The sequence below is a fragment of the Saccharospirillum salsuginis genome (assembly GCF_014651855.1).
Classification (GTDB): domain Bacteria; phylum Pseudomonadota; class Gammaproteobacteria; order Pseudomonadales; family Natronospirillaceae; genus Saccharospirillum; species Saccharospirillum salsuginis.
On the sequence record NZ_BMXR01000001.1, the window covers coordinates 366,889 to 389,994 of the forward strand.

The window sequence follows — 23,106 nt, forward strand, 5'->3', positions numbered from 1 at the left end:
CCGACCCGGCACCGCCCGATTTCGTACTCTGTCCAGCTCAAACGGTGTTTTTGTTCTGATGAACCGGGCATGCTTTAATGGACGGTGGAATGCTTCACGGCCGGACGATTGCCTGACTGATCAAGGACTTTTATGAATCGTAAATCCCTGTCGCCCATCACCGATGCCCCGCTGGCCCGGGCACTGGTCGTCATCGCGGCGCTGGTCGTTATTCTGGCCGGCATGAGAGTGGCCCAGCCCATTCTGGTGCCCTTTCTAATGGCCACCTTCCTGGCGGTGCTGACCTCACCGGCCGTGCGCTGGCTGGTGCGGTACAAAATACCCACCGGCGTGGCCATTGGCGGCGTGGTCGTGCTCGTATTCGGGGTGCTGTATGGCATCGGCTCTCTGGTCGCCACCTCGGCCGATGAGTTTTTCGGCCGCATTCCCGAATACGAACGTCAGCTCGACCAGTGGATCGGCCTGCTGCGCGAACGCGCACCCTGGCTGGCGACCGATTTGCGCTCCAGCCTGCAGTCGATGGCGCCGCCGGACAGCTTCATCAGCTTCGCTGGGCGCCTGTTCTCCGGCCTGGGCAGCTTTCTGCTCGCCATCGTGCTGACCATCTTCATTCTGATTTTCATGCTGTACGAAGCCCAGGTCATTCAGGACAAGCTGCACCGGGCCCTGGGGAACAACCACAGCGTGGAATACGCCCAGCGGTTTACCCGCTCGGTGCAGCGCTACCTGGTGATCAAATCCCTCGTCAGTGCCTTGACCGGTTTGGTGGTCTGGGGCTTTCTGGAGTTGATCAACATCGACTACCCCATCCTGTGGGCCACTTTCGCCTTCCTGATGAACTTCATTCCCAACATCGGTTCGCTGATCGCGGCCGTGCCAGCCATCATTCTGGCGACCATTCAACAGGGCATTCCGGGTATGCTGATCAGCATGGCCGGTTACGGCGCCATCAACGCCATCATCGGTAACCTGCTGGAGCCGAGAATGATGGGACGCTCGCTGGACCTGTCGACCCTGGTCGTGTTCGTCTCGCTGATCTTCTGGGGCTGGGTGCTGGGGCCGGTGGGCACGCTGCTGGCGGTGCCGCTTACCGTGGTGGTCAAGATCGGGCTGGAGGTGTACCCGAAAACGCGGTGGCTCGCGATTTTGCTGAGCCAGTAACCGTAATCGGCTCAAAAAAAGAGCTTCGGCACCCGGCCGAAGCTCCGCTGGGTCGAACGGGTCCCGTCCCCTTACTCGACGCCGTACTTGCTCAACAGTTCCGCCATGGTGCCGTTCTCGCGGATGGCGGCCAGCCCACGGTTGAAGGCGGCGATGATTTCCTCGCTGCGGGCATTGGCAATGCCGCTGCTGACGTGCAGATCGTTCACGGACAGGGCGTTGTTCGTGAAGTCGTATTTGCTTGGATCGATACCCTCGTTCTTCATCGTCGACAAGGCGACAATTTCGTCTTCCAGGGTCAGATCGATGCGTCCGGCGTCCAGTTTAAGCAGGTTGGACGCGATGTTGTTCGTTTCCGGCCGAGAGAAATTGGTTGCGTTCAGGAATTCGTCACCATACCCATAGCCGCGAACTACACCGACGGTTTTGCCCGACAGACTCTCCAGGCCTTCGAATTCAAAATCGTCCCCCGCCTGCTTGATGAACTTCAGCTGGTTCTGCATGTAGGGTTCGCTGTAGCGCAGGTAGGCGGTCCGCTCTTCGGTGTACCAGGTGGCCACCAACACATCGATGTTGCCGTTTTTGACCTGATCGATCGCCCTGGCCCAGGGCATGATGGTCATTTCGACTTCGTAGCCTTCGTGTTCAAGCGCGGCGCGAACCAGATCGACGGACAGGCCGGCTTCGGCCTGGTCCTGAACAAAGGGCGGCCACGGGTCCTGAGCGGCGGTAATGGTATCGGCCTGGGCGAAACCCAGTACCAGGGCGAGTAAAACGAGTAGCGAATGGCGAATACGGAGCATCCGGAGCACCTCTTACCAGGGGTTGGTTGGTGTCCATGTCCAGGGGACGGCCAGTTTTTGTGCCAAATTGAGAACGGCATCACATCATCCTGTCTCATACCTTAGTCGGAGGACACGAATGCCGCCAGTCGAAACCGCCTCGAACGGCGGTCGTGAGCAATGAGTCGTCGGTAGCGGGCAGAACCGGGCCCCGGAGGGTAGCCCGGAGCCCGTACGGGAGCAGTAAATCAGGCGCGGGACATGAACTTGCGGCTTTCGGTATTCACCTTGATGCGTTCGCCCTGCTCGATGTATTCCGGCACCTGAACGGTGATGCCACCATCGAGCACGGCCGGCTTGGTGCGCGCCGAGGCGGAGGCGCCCTTGATGCCCGGCGCCGTTTCGACAATGGTCTTGACCACCGACTGCGGCAGTTCGATGGCCACCAGCTCATCGTTCACGATAAGACCGGTGAGCCCTTCCATGCCTTCGTGCAGCCAATCCAACTGGTCCCCCAGTTCCTCGCTGGACAGCAGATGCTGTGCATAATCCTCACTGTCCATAAAGGTGTGCATTTCGCCGTCGGCGAACAGGTACTGCATGGACCGGGACTGGAAATCCGCCAGGGTCAGCAGGTCATCGCCCTTGAAGGCCTCCTCGCGCTTGCGCTTGGTGACCAGCTCGGCCAGCGTCATCTTGTACAAGGTGGCCGCGCCCCGGGCACTGGGGCTGTGAACGTCCACCTTGCGCACGGCGTACTGCGCGCCATCCAGCTCGATGATGTGACCGGGTTTGATATCGGGGGCTTTGGGCATGATGACCTCGAAGTGATTCAGACGGCGCGCATTTTAGCCGGAACCCGGTGCGTTGGATACGCCGTCGTCACCGGCCGCCATCCCGGTCACGGCGGCCCGGCTGAGCCAGTCGCAGAAGACCATTTCGCAGTAATGGAACCCCCGACCGGGAAAACCGCCCTCGAACCAGCGCAACAGGCAGTGTTTCAGCGCCATTTCCGCATCCCCGGGGTTGGTGCGCGCCAGATGCCGCGTCTGCTCGAAGAAATCCCGCCCCCGGGCGGCGGCCTCCTCCGCCGTCAGGGCGCCCTGCCCGTCGTACTCCCACCAGGCGATATCGCCCGGCCGGTCCTCATCCCAACGCAGGTCCCGCACGTACCCCAGGTCGTACCGGGTGTGGGGATACGAACCCAACGCGGCCGGATCGGGCCGCTCCCCCAAAGCCCGCAAAACGGCCAAAGCAAAACTTTCCCCGACCCAAAGCGCATACCCCTGAGCCAACTCCCGCCGAGCAAACACAGAAACCGAGCCCCCATGCTCCGATTGTGGGAGCGCACTCCGTGCGCGACCCCCAAACCGCTCCACCAAACTCGCCTCCCAGGCACGCGCCAACGGCGATTCCAGAAACCGGTCGGGATGGTGCGCCGAGTCGCCACCGGCGGCCGCGTGCAGATCGTTCAGGGAATAGAAATCGTCCCGTATGCGAACGGGATGGGAGAGGATGGTGAGACAATTATTTTGGGACGAGCGTGGTTCTGGCGTATGATTGCGATCAGCCATTATAACCTCCATGCTAGGTTGTATGGTTAGCTGCCTTCGGGTGTTGCCGCACCCGTTGGTAGCGCTTGTTTAGTGATCCACTGTTTCTATAGTGTGACCTTCTCTCTGTTTGGTTCTTGCAGCTTTTCTTGCTTACTTCCTGTGCTTTCCGTGTGTAGAAAAGACCCCTCCATTCACTCATGAAACACTGGGTGAATCAACCGTTTTTTGGTTGGTTTTGCGAGCGTTTTTCTGGATTGTGATGGATGTATTCTTCCTTCTGAGGCGGGAACAGGCTTTGGGTAGGATGGCGAGGCGGACACGTGTGCAACAGCTCCATTTTGAGAACTTGCACTCCGTCACAAATTGCTCTTAACATGGAGTCATGTTCGACGGATATTTCGGATATTTCCTGGTAAATGCGTCGGAGAAGACGCTCATCCCCGAGATATGCGTCGGGTGAGACGTTTTTTTTGGATTTGATATCCGGTTAAGGTGGATCTCATGGCAGCTTGTAAGTACCGTGGTTGCTGGGCTCGCTCGGATCTGTGTGGTATTGTCACAGCGGGGATGTGCCGGAATAAGAGGCACGAGCGACGATTAAAAATAGCTGTTAAGCATTAATCGGAATTATCATTGATGGATCGATTTAAGGTCGATGAATTAGAAAGGCGAGTTGATGAGGTTCTCTTTTACAAGTGGGACCCTGTCGGGGTAAATCACTATGTATCGGCTCGTGCGGAGTACAGATCCTATGTGCCCGCGGTTTTGGAGAAGCTAAAGGCAGGAGACCGCGAAGGGGTGTTTGGATTGTTAAAAGGCATTCAAGTGGAAAGCATGGGCGAGGAGTTTGATTCGACTTTGGCTTCTAGTGTTGTGGATTTACTTTTTGATCACAAAGAGGCTATCGAGCTTGGTCATGCTTAACAAACCGCTGCTGTCCGAGCGTCAACACTCCACTTTTTGTGGGCTGTCGCTGCGCTCCATTGTCACCCTTAAAAAGCTCCGCGTTGCCGCCGGCAGAGCGGGGCGTTAAATACAGGGAGGCACCGAGATGCGGTGTGCAATGACAGGACTTCCCATAAGCGATCCAACTGATGGCATTTGGGATGATGGCGAATGGATCAGTTGGGAGTGGATTAATGGTCAATTGCACGAGCAAGACCTCAAGGCTGAGTTTCCCAATGCACCCATCGAAATTATCAAAGTGTTTGAGGACTTGGTTTATTCCGCAGAAGAGTACTACCAGCTCACTGGTCGTTACCTTCAAATTTGGGGAGAGCTCGGCGAACTTTACGCTGAGATCAAATATGGGATCGAGCGCCACCGTCCCGGCATGGCCGGCTCAGATGGTCGCATGGGGAATGATTGGGTAGAGATCAAGACGATTTCCCCTGAAAAAGGTAAAGGTAAGGTAGTGGTCAAGAGGGCGGGCAATTTCAACAAGCTACTCGTTGTCAAAATAGACGAGAGCTTTAGGTTTGAGTCCCGGATGATTGACCGCAAAAAGCTCGGCAAGGGAAAGGGTAAAAATGCCAGCTACTCATGGGGCTCAGAGGCTGAGTAAGCCTGTATTTAACCAGTCGCTGTAGTACGCGGCCGATGGCCGCCGGACGCCCTTTTCATTGCGGCTTCGCCTCCATTACAAGGGCGCCGCTAAGCTTCGCGTTATGCCTATGAGGCGATATGGGTTTACTAGATTTCACAGCAGCTACGATCAATTCCTTAGCATGGCCTACCGCGGTGGTTGTCATAGTGATTCTCTTACGGAAAGAGGTAGCCAACCTTTTAGCCAGAATCACGAAGATTAAGCATAAAGATTCAGAAATCGATCTCGCTGGAGAGGTCGAGGCCGCAGCAAGCAGCGCGGACAAAGCTTTAGGTGGCGTTGCGGAAGCCAATTCAGATTCGGAGCGAGAGAGAATCAATAGGCTTGCCGAGGACAGTCCAAGGGGAGCTATTTTGGATGCTTGGCTATCGGTTGAGGAGGCTATGACCGACTACGAGAAAAGGCATGGTATAGAGCATGCCAATTCGCATGCGCCGCCTCATCGTAGAATCCAAAGCATACAGTGGAACAATCTAGACGCTCCAACGTTGGGACAAGGCGTCTTGCAGATGTTAGATAAGTTGAGGCGAATCAGGAATGATGCCGTGCATACCACTGATTCCGATATTACACCTGATACCGCCCGGGATTATGCCGCTCTAGCTGCAAGAGTCAAAGCTAAGCTCGAAGAGGCCTAACCAGGCTCTGTTGCCGGACAATTTTTACACCGCTTTGTGGCTCCAAAGTTGCCGCAAAGCTTCGCGTTAGCACTCTAACCAACAGGCATCGATACCAGAGGAAGCCGTAATGGGCCTAGACGACATAGCTACGATTCTCAGCGGTTTCTCCACGGTTGTAATAGCTATTCTTACCGTATTTTTGTGGCGTGAGAATCGGTTGCTGCGGAAGGCAGGCTCTGAGCCCAATTTAGTTGCGTACTTTGAGCCGCATCCAGATGGAACAGGTGGCCTGAACATTTCAATCGCTAATGTAGGTACAGGCCCCGCAAGAAATGTTTACTTTCAATTCCTGGGAGAGTCAGACCATTTCAGTCGCTATAATCTAATTCTGGATTGCACCACAAAGAGAGGCCCTATAACTCTAATTCCGCAAGGAGAGAAGATTTCAATATTGTTTGCTATCGGCTTTCAACTATTCAATCCTAAAGATTCCGACGCTAAAGAGCCTATGCCCCCTTTTAATGTTCGCTTGGAGTGGACTAGCTTGAATGGAGCGGATGCAAAATGTGAAGACTATCTATTGGATGTAAAGCCGTACGCTGATCTGCCGGGTCTTGTTAACAAGCCTTACTTACTAAAGATCGTGGACTCCATTGACGGTTTAGGAAAAAAAGTAGGCAATCTCAATCTAGATGTAAGAAATTTATCGAACCTGATAGAGGCTAACTCTTTAGAAAACCGAGCAGTAAAGAAAGTCAAGGGAAACAATGAATCTATCTAAAACAGTTGGGTGTGTCGCCCCTTTCTGCGCAATCAATATTTTAGCGATACAACTGCCAAGCATAGACTGCGCTAACAAGTCAAAGTACTCGGACGCAGCAAAGCTGCGCCGGTGTTCGAAGCGTTAAGCAGTCAAAAGAGTCGATTATGAGTTTCAATGAAATGAATCATGAAGAATGGAAGGAGCTGCGATCAAGAGTCGATTCGCTTGCCAATACGATTTTTGTTCTTTCGGGAGGCGCTATCACTCTATCAGCTACAGCGCTGGTGCAACTTAAGTCCTCCAAGGCTGGACTACCAGAGGAAGTTGTTGGCGAAGCTGTGCAGTCTTGGGTATCGTTGTTAGCAGCCATTATGCTATTTTCACTCTTGAAAGTACACCTTATTGGTCAGGCGTATGCGCGAGCTAATAGTTCACGATTTTACACCAATACCAACAAAACAAACTTGGTAGGGTGGGGGCTCGGACTGTTCGGCGTCAGTGCTTTCTTCTTGGGGTTAAGCTCAATTGTGTATGTGGCGTCAAAAGTTATTACCGCTTAATCAAGCGTACCAGTTCGCCGCCGCAAGCGGCGGCAGGACGCTCGCAAGCTCGCGCCTCTGTACGCGACGTTAAGCGTTCCAATAGTATAGCACCCAAAATAATAGGATCTTGAGTATGTCAGAGTTTCCGGGAGGTTCAAAAAGTCGTGTCAACAGAGCAGGAGCGAATGTTCGAGCTAACACAGCCAGTATAGACGACTTGCGGTCTATTGAGGAATGGCGGGCAGCCCACCGAGCAGTTCTAAATACTTTTCAAGCAAGTCTACGCACGAGAACTAGAAACCAATCGATTGTGGTAGCGCAGAGGCATAAGCGTCGGAATACAATTTTCAACAAACTTCGCCGCCTTCCGAAAATGGAATTGTCCAGGATGGATGATATTGCGGGTTGTAGGCTGATTTTTGAATCGATTGAAGATCTCTATAGGTTCCGAAAACAATTTCACAAGGCTAGATTTAAGCACAAGAGAAAGAACGAAATTGATAAGTATGATTATATAAAAAGCCCTAAAAACACAGGTTATAGAGGAATACATGACGTTTATTCTTATGATGTAAACTCCAAAAATGGAGACAAGTACAAAGGCCTTCTAATCGAGATTCAATATAGAACCTTGGTTCAGCACGCTTGGGCTACGGCTGTTGAAGTTATCGGTTTTATTACAGAAAACCAGCCAAAATTTCAGCAGGGAGATAGGCGTTATTTGAAGTGCATGTCACTCGCAAGTGAGATTCTAGCTAGGGTTTACGAGGATAATACAGGTCCTCATCCAGATCTTTCTAACGATGATTTGATCAATAAATTCGATAACCTAGACAACGAACTAAACTTAATTAGGACCCTTACTGGACTCAATACTGCAGAAACTGAAGCATCTAGAAACCGGAATACGATACTAGTGTTTAAGCCCAATGGTGATCTAGAGGTTTTCTCCTACAGGGACTCTACTGAAGCGCTGGACGATCTGTTCAGGCTTGAAAATGAGAATCCGGAGTTAGACATCGTTTTGGTAAAAGCCGATACAAGCGAAGAAATAAGAATGGCTTTCAAAAACTATTTTTCGGACGCAAAAGACTTTGTTCGGCTCTTAACGCAAGCTAAAAGAGAAATTCATAAATCGATTAACCAGTGAATTAAGCCGACCGTTTTTCGCTGGCGTTCCAAACGGCGGTCCGAGGTTCAAACAGTGCACCCATTGCCAATGAAGGCTCGGGGAAAACGTTCGCTCCCCGTTTTGTCTTCATTCCGGCTATTTTCTACCGCCTGAATAAACAGGACGACTGGCGAGCAAATAGGACATCCATCACATGCCTGAAATTTAAATCGAGATTCGTTTAATTGGAAATGCATTATGAAATATCTTGCTCTCTTTGTAGTGATTCTAATGTCTGGGTGCAGCACCAGGGGAGTCACTGAAGTATCAAAGCTTAACCATGGCATGAACAGATCCGATGTTATTTCGCTACTTGATGGGCCTGGTTTTTTGTTGCGATTGGAATTAAACAAAACAGTAGAACACCGTCATGTATCATATGCCTTAGATCATCGCAACTATGATCAACTTCATTTGCTTTACAGGAATGATGTTTTATCAAACTCATATCTTAGTGATCAGCAAGTCGATGAATGGGCAAAGCTAAATAATGGAAGTAAAGTTGACTTTCAAGGTGAAAGTAAAGAGTGGCAAGTCGGGTCGACTGGGCCAAAAAGCGACATTGTCTTACTTCCAATATTCTACTTGCTTCAAATCAATACCTCCAGCAACTCAGAACTATCTCAAGTTGGCCTTGGAATGACTAAGGAACAAATCACTGACTTAATGGGTGAACCAGATCATGAGATGCAAAGAGTAGTAGCTTACGAACACTCTCGTTTCATTGGTGTAGTAGTACATAACTTTTATTTTTTAGAAAATAGACTAGTCAAAGTGCAGGATGGTCTGCTGCAAAGTGAGCCATGGGAAAAGTAGACGAAAAAGAAACCAGACAAATAAACAGGACAGCCACTGCAGAGACAAATAAACAGGACACAATAAACAGGACAACAAACAGGACAGCCACTGCAAAAGAAACCTCCGAAAAACCAGCCCTGCAAACTAGGTTCATACAGAACCAAGGTCGGTGATCGGAACGCCGCCAGAGAACAAGCGAAAAATGCCGGTTAAAGCCCGATTTCAAGCACGGGCACACCCTGAAAAGTTTTCAGTAAGGTTTATATGGGTGGGAAGGCCGTTCTAGGTCAGAATTTTTGCCGCTGAGAGCCCAGGCGTTCGTCGATAGCCCAAACGTCGGCAAGTCTCGACCATGGACCGAACCGTTCCGAGGAAACCTTTGAAGGAATGCTCAAAATGGATGGCGGTATAAAGCCACTTGTCCGGCTCCAAGTTCAGTCGCTCCATAATGGGCGGCAGGGATTCATCAATGGTACCGCGTTTGCCTTGACGGAACTGCCGACCGGTCCAGTCCAGCAATTCCAGGTAGTCCTGAAGCCGGAACGGCAAACCTTCCGGCATCTCTTGACGGGGATAACCCACGAAGGGGAATAGCTGGTTCGGTTGATTGGGTGCCAGGGGGTCCGCACCGCTATTGGCAACCTCAATGCGTTGCTGCGCCGAAGTATGGTCCGATGTTTCGGGAGTATCGGCCATCTTGGCGCGTATGGGGTTGAGATCGACGTAAGCCAGACAAGCCGCCAACGCTTTTTCATCCAGCAGGGCCTGGCATTCATGTGCAGGACAATATGGTAGTGATTGGACATGACGGCGTAGGCGCAAACATCCAGGGCGAAGACCTGGGACAGCTCTAGAATGCGGTTTTTGATCCACCCGCGCCGGTGCTCATAGTCGGCCACCATTGACCACCAAAACCGGCCACTGCGCCTGAACAAACCGGCCAAAATGTCAGCAGAATATTCAGAGCCACGCCCTTCAAAACCCTCTCAAATGCCGTCATAATGGGCCAAAACGAAATCATTGCGGTTAATATAGGTCGGGTTTAGAATGCCTCTAACCGGCCAATTATCTGGCCATCCATCCGGCCACCTAATTGAGCAAATTGTTCAGGCCGGCCACTGTCAGACCTGTCCGCCACACGGAGATTGAATGCCACCACCGGCTGAAATACAAATGGAACCCATGATGATCAGAGAGGGGCATCCGGATCTGGCGGATCTTCTGGATTTAGCCTGGGATCTGGGCCAACGATCACCTCAAATAGCCTCTCCTCAGCTCGACCCGGTCCGTGGCGCGGTGGCCCGACTCGTTCGGGCAATGAATTGTTACTACTCCAATCTTATCGAAGGTCACAATACCCGGCCAATCGAGATAGACCGGGCATTGGCTAACCAATTTGAGGAAGATCAACACCAGCGCGACCTGCAGCAGGAAGCCAAGGCTCATATTGAGGTACAGAGCTGGATCGATGAGGAAGGAGGTTTAGCGGACATAGGATTTGGTGAATTCGGGGTACGCGAGGTCCACCGACGGTTCTATGAAGCCCTCCCGCCCCACATGCACCTTGTTACCCATCCGCAGACTCAAGAGCAGCTTTCTGTGGTACCTGGAAGATATCGGGAGAACACCGTTCAGGTGGGTAACCATATCCCCGTTGCTCCTGATGAGATCCAACGGTGCATGAACCGATGGGAGGCGGTATACGCCAACCTTCCCGCGCGTAAGCTCCCCATAGCAGCGGCAGCCGCTCATCACCGATTGATCTGGATCCATCCAATGCTGGATGGCAATGGCCGTGTGGCGCGTCTGATCACCCATGCTATGTTGAAGAAGGGGATTGCCGGTGTGGAAATGTGGTCGGTCTCTCGCGGGTTTGCCCGGGACAGGGATCGGTATCGGTATCTCCTCCAGTGCTGTGACCAACCTCGGCGAGGTGATCGGGACGGCCGCGGCCAGCTGAGTGAATCCAGTCTGGTGGACTTCACCCGCTACTTCCTGGAAACAGCGCTGGACCAAGTGAACTTCATGAGCGGCATCCTCCGGACCGATGATTTCTCAAGGTCCCTGCTTGAGTGGATACGCAGCCAGCCGGACATCGCCCGAGGCGACCGGATCATTGAACAGATTCTCATCTACGGATCCATCGAACGGAGCCATGTCCCGGGCCTCTTGGGTACTTCAGAACGAACCGCCCGGCGTGTGGTCCAGTCATTAACCGACCATTACTTGCTGACATCTGACTCGCACAGGGCACCACTGAGGCTTAACCTGCCCCTTCATGCGGCGCAGGCCGTATTCCCGTCGATGGTGCCAGGAAATGCAATGTGACAATAAACAAATAATCAGAAATAAACAGGACAGCCATTGTTAAAGAAACCTCCGAAAAACCAGCCCTGAAAACAAGGTTAATACAAAACCAAGGTCGGTGCTCGTAGTCGGCTCCAGTGATGGCATCCTGCCCACAGAGGAAGGCGCGACGTACGCATCGGGCCACGCAGTGGTAATACGGCGTGGCTTCCAGCGAAATGAGGCTTTTCCTTGGCTTTGGCATATTGCCCGACCCTGATATACATCCAGTATTTTGACGATATTGTCAGATAGGCCTAGCCTCGGGCAAGCTTAAGAATGGGTGTCCATGCAAGCTGTGCAAGCTGTGAAATAAATACATCCGGCGCTTCGCGCCTACACTGCGCCCCATGGACTCACCGTTAGGCAGTCTTGGCAGCACAGTGGAAAACTAAAATCGGCATTAACATATGGGCTGGATGTCGATTTTTCATCACTGTTATCGACTACATGTGAGTACAACATGAATAAGCGAGGAACATACGATGAGCAAAGTTTTCGTTAACATAGGTCTTAGTCTTGATGGCTACTTGGCACCTGAAGGGATGAACATGGACGACCCCGGGTACAAGAATTGGGGAGAAAAGTGGGGGGCGCTAATGGCTTGGCTTCTCAACCAAGAATATATGCGCAAGAAGCTTGACTTCGGCCCGGGGGGCGAGACCGGCCCGGTCAACGAAATGGTTCGTCATACTTTTGAGCGCACCGGCGCAAACATCATGGGTAAGCGAATGTTCGATCAAGGCGAAGTCAGTTGGCCAGAGGAAGCCCCGTTTCACACGCCGGTATATGTTCTAACACACGAGAAACGAGAACCATGGGTGCGCCCAGGCGGAACGACGTTTTACTTCGTCAATGAAGGCCCGGAGCGTGCGCTGGCGCTTGCTCGGGAGGCGGCGGAGGATCGCGATATACGTATTTCGGGTGGCGCAGATGTGATTCAGCAATACCTGAGCCTTAATGCCATCGACGAGCTGGAAATCGCTTTGGCCCCCGTTCTGTTTGGCGGAGGGCGGCGTCTCTTCGAGAATCTACGCGAGCCGGTGCCGCAGTTTCGCATTGACACTACACTTGATGGTCAAGATGCCACACACTTGCGCTATATCCGTAAGTGACTTAAGCCTAGCAATGCCAGTCTGTCCGACACCAAATTCTACGCTGACGGCTAGATTTCTGTTCGGCAGCTGGCACCCCTTCTGATCTGTTGGCTCGCGGATTCCTCCAGACCATTCCTCGCGGTGCGGCCGTTGCGATTCGCTAGTGGTTATCGTTTAATCACAGCATGGTTTTCGACGGTGATTTTCCCATAGGCGGCTTTCACCCCACTAATTCAGACCCATGCGAGCGTACACAAACGGCTCCACCGGACAAATTTTGACGTCTCCTTTTTTGTCCCACATTAAGCCGCCACAAAAATTTGCTCTATGAGCCGGGCGTTGGCGTGTTTTAGAAAGTCAGAACACATTGACGAAGAGGAATCTGTATGGAAATCGTAGAACTGGAGAGACTCCAATTGGTTGGGTTGCCCGTGCGGGCAGAATGGCGCGAACTATGGACGGAGATGCCGAAAGCCTGGAAAAAGCTCTTTGAGCAAGTGGCCCAGATCAATCACCGCCACTCTGATCGATTCGTGGATACTTCGCTTGAGGTCGAGAACGGCGTATATCTCCAGCTCGTCGGCTCCGAAGTGCTTGAAGTAGATCGGGTGCCTGAAGGCATGATGGCTGTCGATGTGCCAGCTCAACGATATATCTACCATCGTCATGATGGACCAACGGCAGGCATAGCTAACAGCTTCGGCCAAATCTATGACTGGGCCAAGGCCAATGGTTACAACGCCGCTGAATTCAAGCTGGACATCGGGTACTCGGCCAACGGAAATGAGACATCACACGAGCTCTACGTCGCCATTCAACCAGCAAGAGGATGGCAGCGGATAAACGACAGATAAACAGGACACCCATTGCCAATGGAAGGCTCGGGGAAAACGTTCGTTCCCCGTTTTGTCTTCATTCCGGCTATTTTCTACCGCCCACCAGGGCGAACAGGGCACCCTGCGGGTCTATGCCCTTAACAATGAAGTCGCCTTCGGTACTCTCTTCGGGTCCGTGGAGGATTTTTCCATAAACAGGACAGCCACTGCAAAAGAAACCTCCGAAAAACCAGCCCTGCAAACTAGGTTCATACAGAACCAAGGTCGGTGATCGGAACGCCGCCAGAGAACAAGCGAAAAATGCCGGTTAAAGCCCGATTTCAAGCACGGGCACACCCTGAAAAGTTTTCAGTAATGTTTATATGGGTGGGAAGGCAGTTCTAGGTTAGAATTTTTCCCGCTGAGAGCCCAGGCGTTCGTTGATAGCCCAAACGCCGGCAAGTCTCGACCATGGACCGAACCGTTCCGACGAAGCCTTTGAAGGAACGCTCAAAATGGATGGCGGTATAAAGCCACTTGTCCGGCTCCAAGTTCAGTCGCTCCATAATGGGCGGCAGGGATTCATCAATGGTACCGCGTTTGCCTTGACGGAACTGCCGACCGGTCCAGTCCAGTAGTTCCAGATAGTCCTGAAGACGGAACGGCAAACCTTCCGGCACTTCCTTAAGGGGATACCGACGAGGGGCGCACCAGAATTGAGATAATCCCAGTTCCGGATGAATGTAGGTCTAAAAAACTGCTCGAAAGAAAAATATCAAGGAATTTGCTTTATCCAAGTGATCTGAGAGGAAAATACCGGGATATTTTAATATATTTTAAAATTCGTATATCTTCCGTCCAAAATAGTCTGCCAAAAATATTGGAAAGGCACTCAATACCGCTACATACTCATTTGGCAAAAATTTGGAAAGCTGAGCCTGAGCAATAAGCATTGGATCTAGAATTGGTGTATCGCTAAACTCGCTATTGACCAAGCCATTTGCTTTTTTAACATTTGCTGTGACTAAGCCTTGCCAAAGTTGTTTGTCGATTTTCTTGGCATCTTGATAGATTCTACTACCTCGCTCAGCGGATAAACGTTTATATTTTTTCCCAGTGCAGTCAGATAAACTGGCGGTTCGGTAGAGGAACTGTGTATGGTCGTCTATATCTCGCATGGCTTCAACCATAGGGTAGCTAACAAAGAGCTTTCCGTGTTCAGTTTCGTTGTCGAACAACTCAAGCATTTCCATCAGGTTTTGGTCGGAATAGAAGTCGTCGTATGGTTCCATATCAAAAAAGAGATAGATTTGACCAATTTGATCACGTCTCAATGTAGCCAGTTCTTCTTGAAGCTGAACGGTTGGGTTCATCTCCTTGATAAGCTCAAAAGGGTCTAAATCCTTGTCATTTGAAAGTATTTTATATAACTCGTAGATGTCATTTTTAAAGCTTACCAATATATGGCTTTCTTCACCACTAAAAAATACGCGTTCGAGACTCTGAAAATATTGTTTCTCGCGCACTTCCCCTTCAAATACAAACAGCGTGCGTTCCATTAGCTGGACATGCCCTTGTAGATTTTTTCTAAATTGTGTGCTTTACGCAGTTCCTTATTGGTTAAGGCGGTAATCGGCTTAATAACTTTATCCAGCACAAAATAGCAATCAGGTCGGAGCAGGTCGTTACTCATGACCCCGGTGTTGTGGGTGGTCATAATAGTTTGGCAATCAGCTTGGGCGACCTTTTCGACTATGCTCGATGCCAGCGCGTGGTGGTAGAAAGCATCAAACTCATCAATATAAGCAAAGGTAATTTTATTGCTTTGAAAACGCAACCACCAAAAATAAAAAATACCTAGAGATAGGGTTCCGGTAGAGGCTGCACTGCCAAACTCAAGCTTGGTTTCACCAAAGTCAAAATATATACCTTTCTGACCATTAGTGGTCGCTTCAACAGTAAGCGAACATTCTATACCTGCGCTATTTAAAAAGTCTTCAAAGTCTTTCACAGAGTCAGATTCAATAATGCTTTGTGAAAGGCGTTTAACGCCAATATCTTTGCCTACATACTCGCCGGTACGCGTCGAATTTAGCGATCGAAAAAAGACCATGCCTTCAATATATTCAATCAATGCTTCGAAATGTCTATTAGTGGGCGTGTCATCTAGAAACGTGTTATTTTTTACATATTTCAGCAAGGATATTTTAGAATCACCGACATCAGTCTTAAGTGATTCAGCCCCCTGCAAACAAATACTAGCTTTTGATGTATTGCGCCGGTCGATTTCGAGCACGATTTTATTATCAATCGTTAGGATTTCATACACCAGCTTGTCGAGAGATTCTTTGCCGTAGCTATAGACGATATCAACTCCGTCAATACGAAAATCAAAGACGAACTCAGCCAGTCCGACCCCTATGCCACCGTTTAGATAGTTATTGTCCAGAGTGTTGATATAACTGGGGGAATCAACCAAGTGGAGCACAGGGTCAACCATGGCAAGCCCAAGGTTGGATTTACCGCCGCCATTAGGCCCATAAATCATACCGTGTTCGACAACCCCGTCTCGCACTGCATCGCTGTTAAATTCATATTGCTGGCTAGATAGATCAAAATTCAGCCAATCGGCAAAGTTTCGGAAGTTTTTTACGGAAAACTTATGCAGCATCGTGCTCTCCCAGTCACTTATTGCACTAGAATACCACATTTTTGGGTTTGGCGTAAAAAAACTACGGCACTTCCTGACAATAAACAGGGTTCAAACAGGACATTGTAAATAAAGGCTCGGGGAAACATTCGTTCCCCGAATAGGCTCTATTTCGGCTATTTTCTACCGCCCACTAAGGCGAATAGGGCACCCTGCGGGTCTATGCCCTTAACAATGAAGTCGCCTTCGGTACTCTCTTCGGGTCCGTGGAGGATTTTTCCGCCCATGGCGGTAACGGCGTCGACCGCCAAATCGATATCCGCACAACGAAAATAGTAGTGCCACAGGGGCACTGGTATCTCGTCCGGCTTGGGCATGATCGCACCGATCAAGCCATTGTGGCGGATGAATTCATACGTACCCATCGGGCCCATACTCATCTCGCCGTCCTTGGTCCAGCCAAATGCCTTGAAATAGAAGGCTTTCGCCGCTTCCGGGTCGGTGGTCACCAACTCATTCCAGGCACAGTGTCCGATACGCGGTTTGTCCGAGGCAAAGGCCAGGCTTGCCTCATTGCTGTTACCCCGCATGACGTAAAACGGTGTACCCTGTGGGTCGCTCACCATGGCCAATCGGCCCACATTGGGTATATCGGTGGGCGGCACCTGTACCTGGCCACCCATCTCGAGGATGCCGGAGACGGTCTGGTCCACATCGTTAACACCGATATAACCCAGCCATATCGGCCTGGCACCCTGCTGGCACATCTCGTCAGTCAATTGCATCAGGCCGCCGGTATCATGCTGTTCTTCGGTCTCTTCGTCCTGGACGCTCAGGATGCGGTAGTCCATGCCAGGCTGACCACTGTCGGTCACCTGCCACCCCAAAATCTTACTGTAAAAAGCAGACGCCGCTTCAATATCGGTGGTGAGCAGCTCGTACCAGATAAATTCACCGTGTTGGTTGGGCATGGTGTTCTCCTTTTAGTTTAAGCGGGTATCGGCCCCTACTTTTTGAAATCCACGACGGGCGAAAAGCCTCCGAAAATCATGCGCTTACCGTCGAACGGCATCGGGTTTTTCTCTGGGTTGAGGCGCGGGTCACTGTCCATGGCCTGCATCATTTTTGCCATGCCGGCATCACGGGTGGCTTTATCGGGCCATTCTATCCAGGCGAACACGACGACTTCGTCGTCTGTCGCCTGTACGGCGCGCCGAAAATCGGTGACCTTACCGTCTGGTACATCGTCCTCCCAGCATTCCAGAACCCGGAGGGCGCCCCATTCCATAAAGGCGGCGTCAGCGGTTTCCGCATGTTGGATGAAGGCGTCTTTGTTGGCCTTGGGCACAGCGGTAACGATTCCGTCGATATAACTCATAGTCAGCTCCTGGGTGTTGATGTGTGGTGTCACAGAGTAGTCGTTGGCGCCTTCGGGAAATCGACAGGTTATGAAACTTTTTTTTGAAAATTCTCGAGACGAACGGAATGGGGCTTGCAGCCCAACAACAAATAGGACAGCCACAGTAAAGAAATCTCCGAAAAACCAGTCCTGAAAACATGGTGCATACACATTTCCAGAATCGGCCCGTACAGCGCGTCCTCTGCATTGGCTCGGCAAGCAATCCGCTCGTTCAGGGCGCTCCTGAACCAGATAATGCTCATGAGTTATTCACGCCACTGGGTGGCCAACCCTTCGACCACCCCACAGTTCAGCCTCTGTTCCCAGCCCCTCTGATCTTATAGCGATTATGTCTAACAAAATACTCTTTAATTACTTTCTCACCGCTAACCGTCTACCAAGAGTGGTTGAGCCTTAGATGTAGACACAAGAACGGTTTTATCCTCGTCTAGCCGACATGGCGTAGCTGTTCATACTGTAACGATTTGGAATTGAGTTCATTTCTTACCCTTGCTACATTCAGACTTAAGCCGAAACTCGGACCAGCCATTCGACTGTTCGATATAAAAGAAATCCAATTCAGCACTAACCTTTGCATACGGTCTAAACTATGCATGAGTCTGTGCTGTACCGAGCCATTGTACTGAAAGTTGGCTACACATTGTGTGCTTCAACTATATTGCTTCATTGAACTCCCTCAATCGGGGTGTTTTGAATATACATGTGCAGGCACAACGGCGACATTCTTGCTAGGACTACACAGTCATTACAAAGCCGCACGTGCTGCAGACGATATACCCAAAGTTAGTATCAGCTAGTTTTTATGGATATAAGAAAACGCATCGAGCAAAATCCAGTTATCGTATTTCTGTCTGTATTAGTAGTCGGATTCGTCTCTGGCGTCGGAGCAGTCAGAGTTATACTTGAAGTAGCAAACTTCGATACTGACTCACAAACTAAAATTGAGCGAATGCAAAAAATCGATGATGAACTAAGCAAAACTAAGGAGCAACTAGAGAAGTATAAACTGGAGTTAAAGAGGCTTAAGGAAAACTACGCCATGTTAATGCAGGACGAGAGTAATAATATAGATGAACGGGTAGTGCGGGCTGTCAGTAAATTAGAAATATGGGTGGTGTACACGACTGAATATTTGCAGGAAGCGGTAGAGATCAAGAAACGTATTTCTGAGACTGGGGCAACAATTGCGCTGTGGCATCTGGAGGATTATGTATTAAGGGAAACCAAGGACAAACTGATACAGTTTAACCCAGCAAGCGCTGAAGGAGTAGCAGCAGTTAAGGCAATGATTGCAGACATCTATGATTTCAACCTTGAATCAGTTTCCGTGGAAGGCGAATCAAATGGGAGAAAACCTCTTTCAGAAATCATTTTCGAACTTAACCGTTCAGCAAATCATACAATAGGAAGTGTGCCAACACCTCTCAATATTACGACGGATACGGTTCCAACGAGAAGCAATGAAGTATTAATCTGGATAATGCCTAAAGAATTGTACGGGCTTCTCCAATGATGACGAAGTAACAATCAGGGAAAAGCAGCCAGGACACCCAACACAATTTAATCACCTATTTCTGGTCCATACAATGCCTATCGAACCCAACTTTACGCCTTTGCCAGATTTGACATTTCCCCAACAGAATAAACTGGACAGCCACTGCAAAAGAAACCTCCGAAAAACCAGCCCTGAAAGCAATTAGTTATGATGGGTGTCCTGGCAACGGCACTCTGATACTCGTAGTCGGCTCCGGCCATGGTATCCTGACCACAGGGGAAGACGCGGCGTACGCATCGGGCCACACAGCGTTATAAGGCATGGCGTCTAGTGAAACGAGGCTTTTACTTGGCTTTGGCATATCGCTCAAACTTGATATACATCCAGCACTTGGCGATATTGGCAATTAGCCCTTGCCTCGGTCAAGCTTGAGAATGGGTGTCCATGCAAACTGGGTATTGCTTAGACGAGATGTACTGCCGTTTTGAATAATAGTGTACAGCCGATAATTATGATCATTGCACCGCTTGCAGCTCTGGTGTTATTTATTGCAGAAGGGCTAAATCTTGTAGTTAACGTGTGCGCCGCAAACGCGTATGCCATCATGATCGTGAAATCAAAAAAGCACCAACCGAGAGCCAGATATATCGCAGACTGCCAGTAGGGGATGTCAACTAGTATGAATTGAGGTAGCAAAGTGGCGAAGAATATCAGATCTTTGGGGTTGCTGATCCCGGTGTAAAAAGCAGCTTTGAAGATTGGCCACCCTTCCTTTTTACTGTCCTCTTGAGGCGCTATATTGATGGGTTTTATGCTTTGTACACCAATCCACAGTAACAAAATAGCGCCAGCGATAGACAGAATATCTATCCAAAATCCTTTTGCAATAAAAGTCAGCCCGCCTAAAGATAAAGAAATCAATACTAAGGAGGCGCTGACACTGCCTGCTGCATTAAACAGACACTTTTTGGGCCCATAGGATGCTCCATGTTGGATTACAAGAAGCGCAGATGGTCCCGGTGTGGCAATGATCAAAAAGATCGTGCCCAAGTAAAGTGAAAATAAGGTCAAGCCTGCCACCCAAGATAAGTACCGAAAGGGATGGCACCATAGCCATATGGCATGGTGGCTGCAAGAGTTTCCATATAATTAAAACTATTTGAACTATCCTTTTTCGTTCTATGTGAATTAATCAAGACAACCATTGTGAAAGGAGGCTCCGAAAAACCAGCCCTGAAAACAAGCCCAGGCGTTTGTTGATAGCCCAAACGCCGGCAAATCAGGACCATAGACCGAACCGTTCCGACGAAGCCTTTGAAAGAACGCTAATAATGGATAGCGGTATAAAGCTATTTTTCCGGCTCCAAGTGCAGTCGCTCCATATTGGGTCGCAGGGCGTTAGCGTGGCTTTGAGTACGAGTCCAAGTTTTTTGTTCTACCCTAACTACAATGATCACCCCGACACTGCCGACTGGATGTTCCCTATGAAGCGATGTACAGTGCAATCTAAACGTACGTGAGCCACTTCTAAATCGCGATCTATCAGGACTATCCCCACCATGGCAAAAATCGGCACCTTTAATTCGATGGAGGTTACTTCCATCACCGACTTCGGGGCCTTCCTCGATGGTGAGAACCTCGGTTCTATTCTGTTACCCAAAAAACAATGTCCCGAGAACCTTCAAGAAGGTGACTCCGTCAGGGCTTTTATCTATCTGGATTCAGAAGATCGGCTCATCGCCACGCGCATTCAGCCGAAAGCCGAGGTGGGCCAGTGTGCGACTCTTGAAGTGAAAGAGCTCACGCCCTTTGGCGCTTTTCTGGACTGGGGACTTCCAAAAGACCTGTTGGTCCCTTTCAGCGAACAGCGTAAGCCAATGGAAGTCGGCCAGAAACAGGTGGTGTACCTGTTTGTCGACAGCCTGACGCAACGCATAACCGGCAGCACCAAGCTGAATCACTTCCTGCCGGAGGAGACGGATGCCTACCGCGCAAATGACCCGGTTGATCTGCTAATAGCTGGTCGAACGAACCTGGGTTACCGGGTGGTGGTTGATAATAAGTGCCTCGGCATGGTGTTCAATGAAGACGTGCTCCAGCCACTGAGTATTGGCCAGAGGTTGAAAGGCTTCGTAAAAACGGTGCGTTCCGACAATAAAATAGACCTGATGCTTCAACTGCAGGGTCACGAAGCCCGCCTCGACATTGCCGACCGAATCCTGAAAGAACTGGAGGCCAATGGAGGCGTGCTGATGCTGTCCGACCGCTCCAGTCCGGAGGTGATCTACAAAGCCTTCCAGGTGAGCAAAGGCAATTTCAAAAAGGCCATTGGCCGCTTATTGAAACAGAACAAGATCAGTCAGGAATCCGATCGGATTGTGTTGCGGTAGACATAATCCGCAGCGCAAGCAACGGGGTGGATCCATGTTTACTCTCCAGTACCCACAAAGCCAACCATGCGGGAAATCAAGTCCCCTTCCAGTTCTACAAAATACTGCCCGATCTGGACTTGTTCTGCACCATCCGGCCCCTTACCGCTAAACGCGACCTTGGCTCGTACAAAGTTGGCGACGGAATCGCTTGCAACGACTTTCGCTGACCACCCAGGTGCATTGGCACTGAACATCCCAACGTAATCGCTCAGTGCAGCAACACCATGTACCGCTTGGGGCGTACGAGGGTCGACGTATTCGATGTGTTCGGTCACCGCGCTGGTTATTTTGGTCAGCCGAGCCTCGGCTTCCTCTATCTGCCAAGCTTCAAAGAAGGTTTTAATACAGTCCGGCATTTTATCTCTCCTTGTTCGATGTGTCGTAACCTCTACAACTGTGTAGAGGCTCTGTGATTCATACCCAGTCTGCACAATGCTTGGCGATCAGAGCGGACGTGTGGTCATGTCGTATCTGTGAGCACCAGATTAGGCCAGCGTAGAACCATCAACAACTAAAATGTTGGTTCTAACAGGGTTCAAGTTGTCCACCGATACAATAAACGAGCAACGAACAGTATTGATGATATTACCGTGGAAAACCCAGGAAATAGCTTACGCCCCTGAGAAAAAAGCAATAAATCCGGTTAAAACCGCCCTATTCCCGACCGTCAGCACATCACTCTCCACACTATCCTTCCTGTGCGGCAGGCGTGCCGGTAGTCTTGCATTCAACTCATACCGACCTGCTAACCGCGGAGGCCCGCCGAATGATCGACACATCGCTGGTAACCCTGGAAATTCGAGGGCACATTGCCTATGTCACCCTATCTCGACCGGAAAAGCATAATGGCCTGAATATGGAGATGATCCAGGCCATCATCTCGACCGCCTCCCGCATCCGGCGTGATCGGCGTATTCGGTGCGTCATTATCAGTGGCCAGGGTGAGTCCTTTTGTGCCGGTCTCGATTTCAAAGCGCTGACAGAGAGCAAGACCATGGCCCCGCGCCTGTTCCTGAAATGGCCCTGGAAGAAAGCCAATGCGGCTCAGCACGTCAACCAATGCTGGCGCGACTTGCCGGTTCCGGTGATCTCTGTGATACACGGCAACTGTTTCGGTGCCGCGATGCAACTGATATTAGCTACGGATTACCGCATCGCCCGGCCTGACGCCAATCTGTCGATCATGGAGATCAAGTGGGGGTTGATACCGGACATGAGCGGCGCCGCCACCTTGTCTCGCCTCACCTCTGTCGATGTCGCTCAGGAACTGACCTGGACCGGTCGGCAGTTCAGTGGTACCGAGGCTAAAGCGCTCAGCCTCGTCAGCCGTTTGTCCGATGACCCGATGGCTGAAGCCGAATCCTTGGCCAACTCCATAGCGGATCAATCTCCGGATGCCATTTCGGCGGCGAAGGTCCTGTTCAATAAAACCTGGCAGGCCGGTACCTGGAAAGCCCTGTTCTGGGAACGCTGGATACAGGCCCGCATCCTGTTTCGGAAGAACAACCGCATCGCACTGAAAAATGGATTTCGTGCGGCTGATGAGAAAATACCTTATCGGGACCGCCGTTCGTTTCGCTGAATAAAACAGACAGGACAGCCATTTTAAAAGAAAACTCCGGAGAATCCGCCCTGAAGGCGTAACCACCTCCCGTTCAACCTCTTCCTCGCGGGTATTGTCGAGGTATCGGTGGGTCAGGACGACGCCTTTGAAGGGAGTCGTTCACCGGTCGACAACTACTTTTTCTCACCCCTGATATTTCCACAGAACCCGCTACATTGACAGAGCAGTCAGGTTTGGTTCAAGTGTTGGCATGGGTATCCCGGGAAAGGGGCACTTCTTACGCAGGAC

The 23,106-nt window shown here is 50.6% G+C and carries 25 protein-coding genes; 14 read left to right on the forward strand and 11 right to left on the reverse strand.

The window, feature by feature from the left end:
• Nucleotides 1–132 precede the first annotated feature (132 nt).
• Complete coding sequence (locus tag IE111_RS01565) at nt 133–1,161, forward strand: AI-2E family transporter (protein WP_189606732.1); 1,029 nt, start codon at nt 133–135, stop codon at nt 1,159–1,161.
• Between the two features lie 71 nt (nt 1,162–1,232).
• On the opposite strand, the gene IE111_RS01570 is transcribed toward IE111_RS01565, so the two are convergent.
• The 3 genes from IE111_RS01570 to IE111_RS01580 form a co-directional block, all read right to left on the reverse strand.
• Entirely contained in the window at nt 1,233–1,964 is a 732-nt protein-coding gene (locus tag IE111_RS01570) for a substrate-binding periplasmic protein (protein WP_229805099.1), read from the reverse strand.
• A gap of 227 nt (nt 1,965–2,191) precedes the next feature.
• Nucleotides 2,192–2,758, reverse strand: a complete 567-nt coding sequence (gene efpL / locus IE111_RS01575; RefSeq protein WP_189606733.1) for an elongation factor P-like protein EfpL — start codon at nt 2,756–2,758, stop codon at nt 2,192–2,194.
• Between the two features lie 33 nt (nt 2,759–2,791).
• Nucleotides 2,792–3,517 (reverse strand): KilA-N domain-containing protein, encoded by a 726-nt coding sequence (locus tag IE111_RS01580; protein ID WP_189606734.1) that lies wholly within the window; start codon nt 3,515–3,517, stop codon nt 2,792–2,794.
• Between the two features lie 618 nt (nt 3,518–4,135).
• Between IE111_RS01580 and IE111_RS01585 the strand changes: the two genes are divergently transcribed.
• The 7 genes from IE111_RS01585 (at nt 4,136) to IE111_RS01615 (ending at nt 9,017) form a co-directional block, all read left to right on the forward strand.
• Nucleotides 4,136–4,423 (forward strand): hypothetical protein, encoded by a 288-nt coding sequence (locus IE111_RS01585; RefSeq protein ID WP_189606735.1) that lies wholly within the window; start codon nt 4,136–4,138, stop codon nt 4,421–4,423.
• Nucleotides 4,424–4,562: 139 nt separating this feature from the next.
• Nucleotides 4,563–5,063 carry a hypothetical protein gene (locus IE111_RS01590; RefSeq protein ID WP_189606736.1) on the forward strand — a complete coding sequence of 167 codons (501 nt, stop codon included), beginning with the start codon at nt 4,563–4,565 and terminating at the stop codon, nt 5,061–5,063.
• A 119-nt stretch (nt 5,064–5,182) separates the two neighbouring features.
• Nucleotides 5,183–5,743: a hypothetical protein gene (locus IE111_RS01595; protein ID WP_189606737.1), complete on the forward strand. Its 561-nt coding sequence runs from the start codon at nt 5,183–5,185 to the stop codon at nt 5,741–5,743.
• A 109-nt stretch (nt 5,744–5,852) separates the two neighbouring features.
• Nucleotides 5,853–6,506, forward strand: a complete 654-nt coding sequence (locus IE111_RS01600; RefSeq protein ID WP_189606738.1) for a DUF8453 domain-containing protein — start codon at nt 5,853–5,855, stop codon at nt 6,504–6,506.
• A gap of 146 nt (nt 6,507–6,652) precedes the next feature.
• The gene (locus IE111_RS01605) at nt 6,653–7,048 is read left to right on the forward strand and encodes a hypothetical protein (protein ID WP_189606739.1); all 396 of its coding nucleotides are present in this window, start codon (nt 6,653–6,655) and stop codon (nt 7,046–7,048) included.
• 115 nt (nt 7,049–7,163) lie between these two features.
• Nucleotides 7,164–8,180, forward strand: a complete 1,017-nt coding sequence (locus IE111_RS01610) for a RelA/SpoT domain-containing protein (RefSeq protein WP_268245009.1) — start codon at nt 7,164–7,166, stop codon at nt 8,178–8,180.
• 219 nt (nt 8,181–8,399) lie between these two features.
• The gene (locus IE111_RS01615; protein ID WP_189606740.1) at nt 8,400–9,017 is read left to right on the forward strand and encodes a hypothetical protein; all 618 of its coding nucleotides are present in this window, start codon (nt 8,400–8,402) and stop codon (nt 9,015–9,017) included.
• A gap of 264 nt (nt 9,018–9,281) precedes the next feature.
• Here IE111_RS01615 and IE111_RS01620 read toward each other — a convergent pair whose 3' ends face one another.
• A complete protein-coding gene (locus IE111_RS01620) occupies nt 9,282–9,743 on the reverse strand; it encodes a hypothetical protein (RefSeq protein WP_229805104.1) in 462 nt (153 codons plus the stop codon).
• Nucleotides 9,744–10,148: 405 nt separating this feature from the next.
• On the opposite strand from IE111_RS01620, the gene IE111_RS01625 reads away from it, so the two are divergent.
• From IE111_RS01625 to IE111_RS01635, 3 genes are all read left to right on the forward strand, one after another.
• Entirely contained in the window at nt 10,149–11,327 is a 1,179-nt protein-coding gene (locus IE111_RS01625; RefSeq protein ID WP_189606741.1) for a Fic family protein, read from the forward strand.
• Nucleotides 11,328–11,830: 503 nt separating this feature from the next.
• Nucleotides 11,831–12,460 carry a dihydrofolate reductase family protein gene (locus tag IE111_RS01630; protein WP_189606742.1) on the forward strand — a complete coding sequence of 210 codons (630 nt, stop codon included), beginning with the start codon at nt 11,831–11,833 and terminating at the stop codon, nt 12,458–12,460.
• Between the two features lie 368 nt (nt 12,461–12,828).
• A complete protein-coding gene (locus IE111_RS01635; RefSeq protein ID WP_189606743.1) occupies nt 12,829–13,296 on the forward strand; it encodes a GyrI-like domain-containing protein in 468 nt (155 codons plus the stop codon).
• Nucleotides 13,297–13,658: 362 nt separating this feature from the next.
• Here the strand turns inward: IE111_RS01635 and IE111_RS01640 are convergent, their stop codons facing one another.
• The 5 genes from IE111_RS01640 to IE111_RS01660 all read right to left on the reverse strand — a co-directional run bounded on the left by IE111_RS01640 (nt 13,659) and on the right by IE111_RS01660 (nt 17,429).
• Complete coding sequence (locus IE111_RS01640; RefSeq protein WP_189606744.1) at nt 13,659–13,925, reverse strand: hypothetical protein; 267 nt, start codon at nt 13,923–13,925, stop codon at nt 13,659–13,661.
• 168 nt (nt 13,926–14,093) lie between these two features.
• Nucleotides 14,094–14,816 (reverse strand): hypothetical protein, encoded by a 723-nt coding sequence (locus tag IE111_RS01645; RefSeq protein ID WP_189606745.1) that lies wholly within the window; start codon nt 14,814–14,816, stop codon nt 14,094–14,096.
• A complete protein-coding gene (locus IE111_RS01650) occupies nt 14,816–15,928 on the reverse strand; it encodes an AAA family ATPase (RefSeq protein WP_189606746.1) in 1,113 nt (370 codons plus the stop codon). Before IE111_RS01650 ends, IE111_RS01645 begins: the two co-directional genes overlap by 1 nt.
• A 155-nt stretch (nt 15,929–16,083) precedes the next feature.
• Nucleotides 16,084–16,878 carry a VOC family protein gene (locus IE111_RS01655; protein ID WP_189606747.1) on the reverse strand — a complete coding sequence of 265 codons (795 nt, stop codon included), beginning with the start codon at nt 16,876–16,878 and terminating at the stop codon, nt 16,084–16,086.
• Between the two features lie 35 nt (nt 16,879–16,913).
• Entirely contained in the window at nt 16,914–17,429 is a 516-nt protein-coding gene (locus IE111_RS01660) for a DUF1428 domain-containing protein (RefSeq protein ID WP_444544496.1), read from the reverse strand.
• 700 nt (nt 17,430–18,129) lie between these two features.
• On the opposite strand from IE111_RS01660, the gene IE111_RS01665 reads away from it, so the two are divergent.
• Nucleotides 18,130–18,840: a hypothetical protein gene (locus IE111_RS01665; protein WP_189606748.1), complete on the forward strand. Its 711-nt coding sequence runs from the start codon at nt 18,130–18,132 to the stop codon at nt 18,838–18,840.
• A gap of 444 nt (nt 18,841–19,284) precedes the next feature.
• Here IE111_RS01665 and IE111_RS01670 read toward each other — a convergent pair whose 3' ends face one another.
• A complete protein-coding gene (locus IE111_RS01670; protein ID WP_189606749.1) occupies nt 19,285–19,893 on the reverse strand; it encodes a LysE family translocator in 609 nt (202 codons plus the stop codon).
• A gap of 488 nt (nt 19,894–20,381) precedes the next feature.
• Here IE111_RS01670 and IE111_RS01675 point away from each other — a divergent pair, with 488 nt between their 5' ends.
• Nucleotides 20,382–21,212 carry a CvfB family protein gene (locus tag IE111_RS01675; RefSeq protein WP_189606750.1) on the forward strand — a complete coding sequence of 277 codons (831 nt, stop codon included), beginning with the start codon at nt 20,382–20,384 and terminating at the stop codon, nt 21,210–21,212.
• Between the two features lie 38 nt (nt 21,213–21,250).
• Here the strand turns inward: IE111_RS01675 and IE111_RS01680 are convergent, their stop codons facing one another.
• Nucleotides 21,251–21,610 carry a nuclear transport factor 2 family protein gene (locus IE111_RS01680; RefSeq protein ID WP_189606751.1) on the reverse strand — a complete coding sequence of 120 codons (360 nt, stop codon included), beginning with the start codon at nt 21,608–21,610 and terminating at the stop codon, nt 21,251–21,253.
• Between the two features lie 410 nt (nt 21,611–22,020).
• Here IE111_RS01680 and IE111_RS01685 point away from each other — a divergent pair, with 410 nt between their 5' ends.
• On the forward strand, nt 22,021–22,836 hold the full coding sequence (locus IE111_RS01685; protein ID WP_189606752.1) for a crotonase/enoyl-CoA hydratase family protein: 816 nt from the start codon (nt 22,021–22,023) through the stop codon (nt 22,834–22,836).
• Nucleotides 22,837–23,106: the final 270 nt, after the last annotated feature.

Coding starts and splice junctions, on each gene's coding strand:
- IE111_RS01610 (WP_268245009.1), top strand. CDS start 7,164: ATGTCAGAGTTTCCGGGAGGTTCAAAAAGTCGTGTCAACAGAGCAGGA.
- IE111_RS01685 (WP_189606752.1), top strand. CDS start 22,021: ATGATCGACACATCGCTGGTAACCCTGGAAATTCGAGGGCACATTGCC.
- IE111_RS01580 (WP_189606734.1), bottom strand. CDS start 3,517: ATGGCTGATCGCAATCATACGCCAGAACCACGCTCGTCCCAAAATAAT.
- IE111_RS01590 (WP_189606736.1), top strand. CDS start 4,563: ATGACAGGACTTCCCATAAGCGATCCAACTGATGGCATTTGGGATGAT.
- IE111_RS01615 (WP_189606740.1), top strand. CDS start 8,400: ATGAAATATCTTGCTCTCTTTGTAGTGATTCTAATGTCTGGGTGCAGC.
- IE111_RS01565 (WP_189606732.1), top strand. CDS start 133: ATGAATCGTAAATCCCTGTCGCCCATCACCGATGCCCCGCTGGCCCGG.
- IE111_RS01605 (WP_189606739.1), top strand. CDS start 6,653: ATGAGTTTCAATGAAATGAATCATGAAGAATGGAAGGAGCTGCGATCA.
- efpL (WP_189606733.1), bottom strand. CDS start 2,758: ATGCCCAAAGCCCCCGATATCAAACCCGGTCACATCATCGAGCTGGAT.
- IE111_RS01650 (WP_189606746.1), bottom strand. CDS start 15,928: ATGCTGCATAAGTTTTCCGTAAAAAACTTCCGAAACTTTGCCGATTGG.
- IE111_RS01625 (WP_189606741.1), top strand. CDS start 10,149: ATGCCACCACCGGCTGAAATACAAATGGAACCCATGATGATCAGAGAG.
- IE111_RS01645 (WP_189606745.1), bottom strand. CDS start 14,816: ATGGAACGCACGCTGTTTGTATTTGAAGGGGAAGTGCGCGAGAAACAA.
- IE111_RS01570 (WP_229805099.1), bottom strand. CDS start 1,964: ATGCTCCGTATTCGCCATTCGCTACTCGTTTTACTCGCCCTGGTACTG.
- IE111_RS01680 (WP_189606751.1), bottom strand. CDS start 21,610: ATGCCGGACTGTATTAAAACCTTCTTTGAAGCTTGGCAGATAGAGGAA.
- IE111_RS01655 (WP_189606747.1), bottom strand. CDS start 16,878: ATGCCCAACCAACACGGTGAATTTATCTGGTACGAGCTGCTCACCACC.
- IE111_RS01675 (WP_189606750.1), top strand. CDS start 20,382: ATGGCAAAAATCGGCACCTTTAATTCGATGGAGGTTACTTCCATCACC.
- IE111_RS01635 (WP_189606743.1), top strand. CDS start 12,829: ATGGAAATCGTAGAACTGGAGAGACTCCAATTGGTTGGGTTGCCCGTG.
- IE111_RS01595 (WP_189606737.1), top strand. CDS start 5,183: ATGGGTTTACTAGATTTCACAGCAGCTACGATCAATTCCTTAGCATGG.
- IE111_RS01630 (WP_189606742.1), top strand. CDS start 11,831: ATGAGCAAAGTTTTCGTTAACATAGGTCTTAGTCTTGATGGCTACTTG.
- IE111_RS01585 (WP_189606735.1), top strand. CDS start 4,136: ATGGATCGATTTAAGGTCGATGAATTAGAAAGGCGAGTTGATGAGGTT.
- IE111_RS01600 (WP_189606738.1), top strand. CDS start 5,853: ATGGGCCTAGACGACATAGCTACGATTCTCAGCGGTTTCTCCACGGTT.
- IE111_RS01665 (WP_189606748.1), top strand. CDS start 18,130: ATGGATATAAGAAAACGCATCGAGCAAAATCCAGTTATCGTATTTCTG.